This is a genomic window from Stygiolobus caldivivus, from assembly GCF_019704315.1.
Lineage (GTDB): Archaea > Thermoproteota > Thermoprotei_A > Sulfolobales > Sulfolobaceae > Stygiolobus > Stygiolobus caldivivus.
Map to the genome: position 1 here is coordinate 607,691 of NZ_AP024597.1, position 11,270 is coordinate 618,960.

Below are 11,270 nucleotides of genomic sequence, written 5' to 3' on the forward strand. Positions count from 1 at the left end.
CTATGAGCTTTTCACTGATAGGTGATATTTTAGGGATAGTCTTTCTATTGATAATCGTAATAATCTTGCTCGTATTATCCTTGCGTGTGGTCGCTGAGTGGCAGAAGGCTGTAGTTTTGAGGCTAGGTAGGGTCCTTGGAGTAAAAGGGCCGGGCTTAATATTCCTTATCCCTTTTGTAGATAAGCCGTTATTAGTGGACTTGAGGATTGTGACTGTAGACGTCCCTCCGCAGACTATAGTAACTAAAGATAACGTGACTGTAACTATAGACGCAGTAGTTTATTATAAAGTGATCGACCCCCTAAAAGTTGTCACTTCCGTAACTAATTACCAAGCCGCCGTCCTCAATATCGCACAGACGTCATTGAGGGACATAATAGGGCAGATGGAATTAGACGAAATATTGAGTAAGAGGGAGGAGATCAACAAGAGGTTACAGACTATTCTTGATGAGGTCACCGAAGGTTGGGGGATTAAGGTGACCAATGTCACTGTAAGGGATATTAGGTTATCTCAAGAACTATTATCTGCGATGGCTGAACAGGCCAAAGCAGAAAGGCTGAGGAGGGCTAAAATAATTTTAAGTGAAGGAGAGAGGCAAGCTGCTTCTATATTATCAGATGCTTCTATGTCATACCAGAATAACCCAGTGGCTTTGCAATTAAGGTTTTTGGAAATGTTATCAGATATATCACAAAGGGGAAATATGGTGATCGTAGTCCCTGCGGGACAAGAACTCTATTCAACTCTCTCAGTCTTAAAGGCTAAGCCTACTAGTAGTTGATCAGGTGGACTTGGAACTATCATTGGACTCAACGGTGGTCTTCTCATCATCTCTGTAATTTTTATAATCCTTTCTTATGAAATTTAAGTATGGATGAAAGAACAGAAGTGTTATTAAAACTGAAAGAAGCCGTCGATTTATTTGTTAGTAATGACAAGTCATATCTTCTGATCCCTGAAATCAGGACTAACCTGGGATATGCGTTAAACGGGGCTGAAAAGGCTGATGAGGTTGCCGCAATACCCGGGAGGCTTACAGTTGCGTTTAACAAAGTTATATATTGCCTGCCCCCGGCCTTCGGTGCATCGGATCACATAGCTAGGGTTATAATAACGGCTTTAAGGTATGATAAGAGTAAGAGGAGTGCGATAAACCTGAAGTATTATGAAGAGATAGTAAAGAATTTACCGAGTAATGAGACTTTCGTCTTTGATAGGAAGCTAGAGCCAGAGGAAAGTAGGAAAACGGAGCACCATACTATGAATTTTATGATAGACTCAGCATATAAAGCGCTTAATAAGGTCCCGCAGTACGTAGTTGACCTGGGTGATATAGGTAAAGAACCTACGATTTACGTCATAGACGTAGATCCGGTAGTAGTAGTAGAAAAAAGTCTTAAACTATTAGATTTCATCTCTTGATCCTATCATTCATGAAAAAGTTCATCAATATCATGTTTACATTTATCTAGAATTCCCAATACTTCCTGCATTTTTTTGTCGTCAAGTTTCTTCCTGTTCTTGTAGAGTATAAAGCCTATTTCAAATAGCGAATCAATGATTTTTCTCTTCATAGGACTATCTTCTGCTAAGATACTCTTCTCCTCCTTTATCTCGTTAAACTTCTTTAAACCTTCCTCGGTTATTGAATATATTTTCTTGCCTTCTTTCTCCTCAACCGTTATAAGGCCTTGCTTGATAAGAGTCCTCAAGACCGGGTATACCGAACCTGGACTCGGCTTGTATATCCCGTTAGTCTTACTCTCAATATGCTTAATAATTTCATAAACATACATGGGCTTCTCTGTAAGGGCCGACATAACTAAGAACCTCAATGCTCCTCTTTTCATTCGTTCAATAGTAACCTTTTTCATACGTGTTACTTTATAATCTCGGTAGGTTAAAAATAATTTTAGGTATACCCTTATTCATCGTTTATTGTAAAAAAACTTTATATCAAATTATAGTGATTTATAAAATATGCAAAAAAAGGTAGTAATAGTCGGAGCTGGGAATGCAGGTACTGTAGTTAGTAATGAACTAATAAATAGGTTAGGTAATCAAGTTGAGATAACCGTAATTGAGCCCTCTGAGTACCACGTATATCAGCCAGGTATAGTGGATGTTGTATTAGGGTATGAAAGCCCTGAAAGTATAATGAGGAAAGTCGAATCACTTATTGATAGGAGGGCTAATATTGTAAAAGACAGAGCCGTTAAAGTGATCCCAGAGAAGAGGACTGTCGTCACGTCAAATGGAAAAGAAATAACCTATGATTACCTTGTTCTATCGCCTGGGGTTAAAAATAAGGCTGGGGCCTTACCTAGCTGGCATACTCTGGATGAGGCACTGAAATTAAGGGAGATGGTCACCAATTTTACGGGGAAGAAGATAGTAGTAGGGTATAGCGGTGTTATAAAGTGCCCTGCAGCACCTTTCGAGTTTGCGTTTCTGCTTAAACAAAAATTCCCCGACACTAAAGTTACTCTGATAAACCCGGTAGCCCAGCCACCTGAACTCCAGAGACCAATGGCTAATAAACTAGGAGAGAGAAGTAAGGAATTAGGGATAGAAGTACTAAGAGGCGTGAAGATCTCGTCTGTTGACCCTTCTAATAAGACCATAGTAACCGATGAGGGTAAAAAAGTCGAGTATGATTTGGCTTTGATAGACTCACCTATTCAGGTTGGAGAGGAGTTCGCTAATTTAGTTGACTCCTCCGGTTTTATTCCAGTAGACAAGAAGAATTTGAAAGTAAAGGGGTTTGACGATGTATATGCCATAGGAGACGTTACTAACATATTTTTGCCCCCAAAGACTGGTGCTATAGCCCACTATGAGGCAATTTATGTTGCCGAAAGTATTTTTAGCGATATAATGGGGTATGAAAAACCTGAATTCGATGGCAGTGCTATGTGTGCTATTTACGGTGGATATAGGAACGGCTATTTTGTGTACATGAATTATGAAAAGAGCAGTGCTCTCGGTCCATCAACTCTGTTTTACTCTGCAAAGAAGTCTTTTACCAGTCTATACTGGCTATCGTTAAAAGGTGGTATAAATCCAATCCTCCATGCAGCTTCCAAATATTTCAGCGGTGGTCCTCAACTCATCAAATCTCGTTAGTGCCCGGTATCATCATTTAGCTAAAAGATCAACATACAAGTTTTTTATTTATTATTTTTCCGTCCTATCGCCGGTTTTCATAATTAGTTTTATTCTCTAAATACATTAAAAAATTGTTAGAGGCTAACATAGTGTCGTCATTAAGCTATTTATGTTTCTATAAGTTTTTTAGTACATAGTGATATGTTAATTCGGTGTTTATACTCTTTATAAAGAAAAAGGTCATTTGATAAATTTATATACAAATGACTGCGCTACCATTATTCGCATTCAGATAAGGAGCGTTCTTCACATTTCAGGTTCTTCCCACTTCATCATCAGAAATTGCGGGTTTAGCTCATCCATCGCAAGGGGTGGAACATCTTCATCTTGTTGGCAATTTCATTCATTTTTTATTACTCTTTTTCGCCACTATTATTTAATGATATTGGAAGAGATAATAAATGAGTTACGGTTTGCCCTAAAGGGCAAAAAGATAACCAACTCTTGTGTGGGCGTAGCGTTTTCCGTAAGCCTTTTGAGTGATGGTAGTCTGGGGATTTCACACACGATATTGGACGGTGAAAATAGTCTGAGCGGTGAGATAATGGGGAGTGAAGCTGAGGACGTGGTGGGCAAACTGACTTCTAACCCCTTAGAGAGATCGGTCACTTTATCGATCTTAAATGCGGTAAGTTATCTGCCTTCATATGAAAGAGGAGACCCTCTAGACCACCTAGAAGGTAATAAGCTGTGTCTATTTGGGTATTCGCCAGTAGTTGAGACAAATAAGTTTTCCTCTATTTTGATATACGATTTTAAAAACCCAGATCCACAAAATCTGGGTAAAGTCATCATCAAGCCTTATTCTTCACTAGCCTCAGAATCGTGTAATACGGCAGTTATATTTGCTTCCGCTCTCGTAGCAGGATACACTGAGAATATATTAAAAAAGATATCTGCTGACCACTTAATTTTAAGCGGGGTTTCGTCGGTCTATGCACCTTCTACTTTAAGGAGTTACGGGTTTGAATATGTAAGTAAAATAGAGCCTTTAGATAAGTTCAGGGCATTCAGAACCGTGTGTGAAGGTGGTTCAGGTAGGCAATTAGCAAAGTATACTTATAAAATATACACAAAACTTTAAGTTATATAGAAGTCTTTATTTCTTCAAGGCTCTTGTAACAACTATTAGAGTATTTATATTCAGAATTGCTACATCCATTATCCTTCACTACTTCCACCCTAATGTCATCCTTTACTTTAACAGTACTCCTTACTAATTCATTAATTTTTAGGTAAGCTATGGCTACTCTGGATAATACCCTGATATCACTCCCAAGAGTATAGCTTACGTTCATTGCTTTCTTAGCGTCTTCAAGATATTTTTGGTCGTTAGTAATAGCCCATAGTTTAGCGAAAAATATTGACGCTTCTGAATTCGCTAAAGGCTCGTACACGGGTGCACGAGTTAGCTCGTTTTCTGGTTTACAGTCTCTAAAACCTAACTTGTCAGAGAGGTTTGAGGATGTCCAGTTATATACCTTTAAGGCTAGATCAAGGTATTTTTCGTCGAAAGAATCTTGGTAGAGTTTGACTAACGCATTTCCTACCATTGCTTGGTCGATTAACAGTCCCTTAACCTCGTTCCTGCTGCTCCTAACTACACTTCCGTCCTCTTTGATCCTATCTAGTAATTTTTTTACTGATTCATCTCTCTCTATCTCGAGGATTATATTTAAAGCCAAGTTAGAAGTATAAGTCTCATCTAGGTTAGGTTTTTTACCGGTTAGTAGAAACTCGGCTAAAGGTTCAGCGGGCTTGGTCAGGGCTAGGACTTTTCCATATTCTTTATGGATCTTTGAATAAAACTTCAGAAATTCAACCCCTCTAAAGTCTAAAGGGTTACCGTCAAGTGCGTAGGTCACTATATCATAAAAATCAGCAGGGTTTACTTCTATTGTCTCCTGTGGTGTTGGTGGTGATATCCCTACTATTTTATCTTTATCGGAGTATATATCTCTTAACCTATCTTCTATATAATCTAAGTTTTCTGACTCTATTATACCTAAGAGCCTTCCATCGGGGCTTACAATACCGATCGAGGGGATAATCCCCCTACTGAACCTGACAGAATACTGAAGATATTCTACCGCATTCAGTTTCAATAGGTAAAACTTCTGTGCTATCTGTAACTTATTTACTTTCTCAAAAAGCTCATCACATATATCGCATTTTTCAGATGTAAAGAAAATTGCTAATAACTTATTATAAAACTTAGCGTCAGCGATGATTTTTTCAGATATCATAGTTACCGTAATGCTTATTTACAGTTTAATAACTTACTCTCCCTAATGAGTAGACCACAAACTAAATGGAACTGTGGACTATGCGGAAACCCTATCTACTGGGACGAATTGTTTACTTTCCTGTCAAACAAGGCAGTAGTGCACTTCACTTGTTTGAAAGAGAGAGCCTTAAAGACTGCAAAAGTTAACCAAGATACGATGGGTGTAGTCCTCGACTCGTTGGAAGACGAATTAAATAAAATAGTAGTGTATAAGCAAAGAATGTCGAAAGTCACAGACAATGAAGAAATTAAGAAAGCTCTAGATCAAACAGAAAAAGACGCAGAAAAAAATGCCGCCATCCTGACTAGACTAGTTGAGAAACTAAGTTCGGTAGTAAGTTAATTTTTATTTATTATTTCTTTTTATTATTAATAATTAATTAAGTTAATACTTGTACAATAGAAGTGCCTAGCATCATAGAGTAATATAATACCAAAAGCGTATTAAACGATTACGAGTATAAGTTTGCAGTCAATGAAAGTCACACTAGTTTCTTATACACGAGATGGGGAAAGGGTAGTCGCTATCGCATCTAAGATGAGCAGGAGTAGGAAAGGCTGGGACTACCACGCGAAGACGATGACGGATGAAGAGGTGGAGGAGTGGGTTAGGGACGCAATTATTCATGGCTACTGGTCAGTGCTCGAACACAGCGTTTATACGTTCAGTATAGAAGGGATAAGTAGGGTAGCTTCCCACCAGCTGGTCAGGCACCGTATCGCCTCTTATACGCAGATGAGCCACCGTTTCGCAAAACCCGTAGACGAGTATTACCAACCAGTTACTCCACCTTCTGCAGAAAAGAGGGGTGCGGAGGTCGTGGAAAAAGCGTACCAAGACGCATATAGGTACTATTATGAACTCCTACAAGAAGGCGTACCGGAAGAAGACGCCAGGTACGTCCTGCCTAACGGGGTGAACACTAACGTCGTCGTTACAATGAACGCCCGGGAACTTTACAACTTCTTTGCCCTGAGGCTGTGTTCCCGGGCACAATGGGAAATCAGGCAGGTCGCGTGGAAGATGCTAGAGGAAGTTAAGAAAGTCCACCCGCGTCTGTTCCGCTATGCAGGGCCTAACTGCATAATCCACGAGAACTTCATACGTGATACACCATTGACCTTAGAGTCGTTGAACGAAAAGACAGAGTTTATATCCCAAAGGTGTATAGAAGGAGTCCCAAGAGAGGGTATTATAAAGTGTATTGAAAACTCAAAATTATCACGATAATCTCCTTTATAGAGTGAAATAATCTTTAGATTACGCTTTCGTTAATTTAAATCTCTTTTTTAGTTTATGTTATCTTTTCCTAAGAATTGATAGAAAAGTATTTTAGGTGATAAAGTTAGATTACTCTCGATGGCTTTTACGCAGGCTATTTTAGCCTTTGGGCTCCCTCTCATCTTATTTCTAGCAGCTGGGTATGGTGGATATAAGATATTATCGTTAGCAGTAGAAGGTAGGTTCAATCCCATCAAGGTTAGCAGGTTTGAAGCTGGGAATATTCCGTTTGGAGAAGGGCGTCTCTGGTTCCCATTACAATATTACGGCTATCTTTTAGTGTATACTTCAATAGAGCCTATAATTGTCCTTCTTTTCTCTATATCAGAGGCATCATATTTTACATCGTTAGTTCTGTTCAGGAATCTTTTAATAATAGTCCTTACGACCATAGCCGTGCTCTATCCAGTACTATATTACGCGATAAAGCAAGTTAATATAATACAGTATTGGTTAATTAGAAGGTGATGAGTAATGTCAGCTCCTCAGCAAGCTTCACAATCACTTCTATCTAAGCTTATACAAGACGTAATAAGTAAATTTAAGGTAACCGGTAAAGCGGAGTCCGAAACGAGAGGATTTATAGAAGTGGATAAGACTAAAATTGTAGAGGTTGCTTCGTATTTAAAGGAAGTTGGTTTTGATCACGTAAAGAGCGTCACTGGGATTGATTATCCTGAACAGAACCAGTTTGAAGTCGTCTACCACATTTCTTCCTATTCTAACCCAGACCTGGCAAAGGTAATCCTAGCCCTAAAGACGAAAACAAGTTATAAAGATCCCGTCTTTCCTTCCTTATACTCGATCTGGGAGAGCGTGTGGACTGGAGAGAGGGAGACATATGAAATGCTAGGGATAATATTTGACGGTCACCCCGAATTACGAAGGTTATTTTTAGATGAAGACTTCGAGGGTGTATACCCGTTAAGGAAGAGTTTTAAGTTAAAACAGGAGGGGATGTTTGTTGACAAGTCAGCCTGAACCAGCAGGGTTACAAGTAGATATAGTCCCTGTCCAAGGAGAATTAAACGTAGGCCCTCAACACCCTGGATCTGGGCACATGAGAATCTATGTAAAGTTAAATGGGGACATAATAGAGGATATTGATCTAGATGTAGGCTACGTTCACAGAGCTGTAGAAAAACTTAGTGAAATAAGGAATTACATGCACCTTATTCCACTCGTTGAAAGACCAGCTATATTGGACTCCATACACATGAACTTAGGCTATATTCTAGCCGTAGAAAAGATAATCGGAGTGGATGTACCAGAGAGGGCCCAATACCTGAGGTCATTAGCTGCTGAAGTGAACAGGATCGCAAGCCACTTATACGGTACTGGGATTTTGGGTATATTTTTAGGGCATTCGACCGCATTTATGTGGGGTTTTGGTGATAGGGAAGTATGGGTAGAGATACTTCAGGCCCTAACTGGAGCTAGAGTTACTAACTCTTACATAATACCGGGTGGAGTTAGAAGGGATCTAACACCTGCAATAAAGGAAATGATACAGAAAGCCTTGGCATATCAGAGGAAGAAAGTTAGAGACTGGTACAAGATATTTGTTAAGAACCCTAACATAAGGAGTAGGTTAGAGAATGTAGGAGTTATGACTAAAGAAAACGCGATAAAATGGGGAGCTGTAGGTCCTAACCTAAGGGCATCCGGTGTATATTATGACGTGAGAAAGATCGAGCCTTATGCTGCTTATAGTAAGTTAGATTTTGAAATTCCAGTCTATAAAGAAGGAGATGCATATGCTAGGCTCCTAGTCAGGTTTGAAGAGGTAGAACAGAGCATGAGGATTATAGAACAGATAATAAAAGAGATACCGGAAGGGAACATACTGAGCGATAGGTTCTTTAAACAGATCCCACCAACTAGGTTAAAGAAATGGTGGGAAGGTCAGAAGAAAGTAGTCTTCCCCGGTTATTATGCTTCTTTCAGGCCTCCTAAAGGTGAAGCCGTAAGCAGAGTAGAAGCTGCTAGGGGAGAACTTTTATATTACTTAGTCAGTGACGGTTCTCCAAAACCATATAGATTAAGGATGATAACACCTTCTTACCGTTTAATTTATGTTTTTAAACAACTAGCTAAAGGCGCTAGGTATGCTGATTTGGTCGCAATATATGGGAGTCTAGATTATTTCCCTCCGGAGGCGGATAGGTAATGTTCCCACTCACCTCTATCCCTAGTATAATAAAGTTCTATTTATTTTACCCATCATTTTTTGCTGTAATTATATTTCCAGGGTTAATTTTCACAACCTTAATTCTACTGCTAACCATTTGGTTCGAAAGAAAAGCTGCGGCTAGGATACAAATGAGAATAGGCCCTCTGTATGTATCCAAGAGGACTGGAGGTATATTACAATTAGTAGCCGATGCTCTAAGAATCGTATTTTCAGAAATAATTATTCCAAACGGAGTTAACCCTACATTGTATGTACTAGCACCGGTACTGCCAATAGCGTTTAGTTTTATACCTATGGTGCTCATACCTTTCTCTTCAATTCCCCAGTCAGGCTCAATACTCTCTATATATTATCACGACTTTTATGATCCTGAAATAGGGCAAGGTGTAATGGTCGGCTATTTTGTCCAATACAATATGATCCTTGCACTAGCCGTATTGGCTGTTATCCCTATCTTTATATTGCTCCAAGCGTGGGCTACTAATAACAGATTCGCCATCCTAGGTGCTGTAAGAGAGTCCTTATTATCTGTCTCATATGATGTGTTAATTGTTATGGCTGTAGTAGCTGTAGCACTAGAATACCACACTTTGGATATGGCAAAGGTTGTTAGCTCGGGAATACCTGGTATAATAGCAAATCCACTGGCTGCACTAGTGTTCTTCGTAGGGATGATAATGGGGACAGGGAGGTTTCCATTCGACATAGTTGAAGCGGACACAGAACTGGTCCTAGGACCCGCAACAGAGTATAGCGGTTTTCTATTTGTACTAGCAATGGGTGGGGGCTATATAGCTACTTTTGCTTACTCTTTCATATTCGCTGACCTATTTTTAGGTGGTTGGGCCCCTCTTTCGGGTTTACCCGGTGCGTTACTTACCTCTATAAAGGCAATTATTGTTTTATGGTTCTCCGTTTTTCTGAGGGGAGTTTACGGTAGGTATAGGTTAGACCAAGCCCTAAGGGGGTCTTGGAAATATTTACTCCCCGTAGCTTTTGCTTCTATTTTACTAGGTTTGGTGGTGGGTTGGTTATGGATCAGGTAAAAGAGCAAGATAATAATCCGAAAATTAAAGAATATAAGAAAGAGAACCCGTTTAGGCTTTTTGCGGATCATGTCCAAGCTGTTGGAGCAGGACTAAAGTATATGGTGTCCCCACAGCGGATCACGGTAAAGTATCCTGAAGAAGCACTATCTCTACCTACGGGCTATAGGGGAATGATAAGGCTGTATAAGGACATATGCATAGGATGTACTCTATGTGCTCTAATATGCCCTGCTGATGCCATGAAAATGGTAACAGAGGAAGGAAAGAAGTTACCTAGTATAAACTACGGCAGGTGTGTATTCTGCGGCTTTTGTGTCGACGTATGCCCGGTTGACGCACTTAAGGAGACCAGAGTCCATGATGCGACTTTTACCAACAGGAGGGATCTAGTGTTTAGGCCGGATAGGTTTGACCAGGATTTTGATTCTCCAGCTCCGGTGGAAGGCGTAGTTAAAAAAATGAAGACAGTAATAGATGAGAAAAAGGGGATAAAGTATGTACCAGACGAATGATTTCCAACTTAGCTTGTTTATAATTTTCTCTGTCTTTAGCATAGCCTCCGCTTTATTTATCACTAGGCAAAGGAATGTCTTCTACGCCTCAGTAGGGCTAGCTTTTTTAGGTATAGCAACTGCTGTCCTTATAGCTCTACTAAACCCTTCAGCATATGCCTTTTACTCCGCCTTTCACTTATTCCTATACGTAGGTTCAGCAGTAGTATTCTTGTCTATTTCCCTAGTTGTCTTCAGGGGTCTAGAGGTAAGAGAAGTGCAAATCCCTTGGGCGGGACTTGTAGCACTAGTAGTTGGTGCTCTAACGTTTTTAGGACTATTCGTGACTTTTACCTCATTAACTGGTATAAAATACACCCCTGTAACGTTTAATCTAGTCCAATTTGCGAACACTTTTTTACAACAATACTGGTTCCCTACTGTAATTTTAGTCATAGCCCTCCTCACGACTATGATAGAAGCCCTATCTCTAGCTAGAGGTGAAAGATCGTGATCTTAGGAGATCTTGGTCTGGTAATAGCTATTATTCTTCTAGCTATAGGTGCTTATGGCCTTCTCAATAGTAAAAACATAATCAGGGTCTTACTCTCTTCCGAGATAATAGTAAACGCCTCGATTTTAATGGTATTTTCAGCCTCATCTATCCTCAACCATGTATATTTACCAATATTTTTTTCTATTTTTGCCATAGGTATGGCTCTAATAGAAGTAGTAGTCGCATTCGCGGCTATTTTCCTCTATTATAGGACAAAGGGTAGTCTGGAGGTAGAGTAA

The 11,270-nt window shown here is 39.7% G+C and carries 15 protein-coding genes; 13 read left to right on the forward strand and 2 right to left on the reverse strand.

Features of this window, described 5'->3' with window-relative positions; genetic code table 11:
* Positions 1-2 precede the first annotated feature (2 nt).
* Together KN1_RS03090 and KN1_RS03095 are read left to right on the forward strand one after the other, a co-directional pair.
* On the forward strand, positions 3-785 hold the full coding sequence (locus KN1_RS03090; protein ID WP_221289363.1) for a slipin family protein: 783 nt from the start codon (positions 3-5) through the stop codon (positions 783-785).
* A gap of 89 nt (positions 786-874) precedes the next feature.
* Positions 875-1,426, forward strand: a complete 552-nt coding sequence (locus KN1_RS03095; protein ID WP_221289364.1) for a thiamine-phosphate synthase family protein — start codon at positions 875-877, stop codon at positions 1,424-1,426.
* A 5-nt stretch (positions 1,427-1,431) separates the two neighbouring features.
* Here the strand turns inward: KN1_RS03095 and KN1_RS03100 are convergent, their stop codons facing one another.
* Positions 1,432-1,878, reverse strand: coding sequence for a PadR family transcriptional regulator (locus KN1_RS03100; RefSeq protein WP_221289365.1), 447 nt, complete (start codon positions 1,876-1,878; stop codon positions 1,432-1,434).
* 106 nt (positions 1,879-1,984) lie between these two features.
* On the opposite strand from KN1_RS03100, the gene KN1_RS03105 reads away from it, so the two are divergent.
* Entirely contained in the window at positions 1,985-3,130 is a 1,146-nt protein-coding gene (locus KN1_RS03105; RefSeq protein ID WP_221289366.1) for an NAD(P)/FAD-dependent oxidoreductase, read from the forward strand.
* A 421-nt stretch (positions 3,131-3,551) separates the two neighbouring features.
* The gene (locus KN1_RS03110; protein ID WP_221289367.1) at positions 3,552-4,256 is read left to right on the forward strand and encodes a Rossmann-like domain-containing protein; all 705 of its coding nucleotides are present in this window, start codon (positions 3,552-3,554) and stop codon (positions 4,254-4,256) included.
* A 1-nt stretch (position 4,257) separates the two neighbouring features.
* On the opposite strand, the gene KN1_RS03115 is transcribed toward KN1_RS03110, so the two are convergent.
* Entirely contained in the window at positions 4,258-5,418 is a 1,161-nt protein-coding gene (locus KN1_RS03115; protein ID WP_221289368.1) for a hypothetical protein, read from the reverse strand.
* Positions 5,419-5,463: 45 nt separating this feature from the next.
* Between KN1_RS03115 and KN1_RS03120 the strand changes: the two genes are divergently transcribed.
* The 9 genes from KN1_RS03120 (at position 5,464) to KN1_RS03160 (ending at position 11,270) form a co-directional block, all read left to right on the forward strand.
* On the forward strand, positions 5,464-5,802 hold the full coding sequence (locus KN1_RS03120) for a DUF2175 domain-containing protein (RefSeq protein ID WP_221289369.1): 339 nt from the start codon (positions 5,464-5,466) through the stop codon (positions 5,800-5,802).
* 132 nt (positions 5,803-5,934) lie between these two features.
* A complete protein-coding gene (thyX, locus tag KN1_RS03125) occupies positions 5,935-6,690 on the forward strand; it encodes an FAD-dependent thymidylate synthase (RefSeq protein WP_221289370.1) in 756 nt (251 codons plus the stop codon).
* 129 nt (positions 6,691-6,819) lie between these two features.
* Positions 6,820-7,209, forward strand: coding sequence for an NADH dehydrogenase subunit 3 (locus KN1_RS03130; protein ID WP_221289371.1), 390 nt, complete (start codon positions 6,820-6,822; stop codon positions 7,207-7,209).
* A gap of 6 nt (positions 7,210-7,215) precedes the next feature.
* Complete coding sequence (locus tag KN1_RS03135) at positions 7,216-7,722, forward strand: NADH-quinone oxidoreductase subunit C (RefSeq protein ID WP_221289372.1); 507 nt, start codon at positions 7,216-7,218, stop codon at positions 7,720-7,722.
* Positions 7,706-8,911: an NADH-quinone oxidoreductase subunit D gene (locus KN1_RS03140; RefSeq protein ID WP_221289373.1), complete on the forward strand. Its 1,206-nt coding sequence runs from the start codon at positions 7,706-7,708 to the stop codon at positions 8,909-8,911. The genes KN1_RS03135 and KN1_RS03140 overlap by 17 nt, the downstream gene beginning before the upstream one ends.
* Complete coding sequence (nuoH, locus tag KN1_RS03145; RefSeq protein ID WP_221289374.1) at positions 8,911-9,981, forward strand: NADH-quinone oxidoreductase subunit NuoH; 1,071 nt, start codon at positions 8,911-8,913, stop codon at positions 9,979-9,981. The genes KN1_RS03140 and nuoH overlap by 1 nt, the downstream gene beginning before the upstream one ends.
* A complete protein-coding gene (gene nuoI, locus KN1_RS03150; RefSeq protein WP_221289375.1) occupies positions 9,969-10,496 on the forward strand; it encodes an NADH-quinone oxidoreductase subunit NuoI in 528 nt (175 codons plus the stop codon). The genes nuoH and nuoI overlap by 13 nt, the downstream gene beginning before the upstream one ends.
* Positions 10,480-10,989, forward strand: coding sequence for an NADH-quinone oxidoreductase subunit J family protein (locus KN1_RS03155; protein WP_221289376.1), 510 nt, complete (start codon positions 10,480-10,482; stop codon positions 10,987-10,989). The genes nuoI and KN1_RS03155 overlap by 17 nt, the downstream gene beginning before the upstream one ends.
* Complete coding sequence (locus KN1_RS03160; RefSeq protein WP_221290510.1) at positions 10,983-11,270, forward strand: NADH-quinone oxidoreductase subunit K; 288 nt, start codon at positions 10,983-10,985, stop codon at positions 11,268-11,270. Before KN1_RS03155 ends, KN1_RS03160 begins: the two co-directional genes overlap by 7 nt.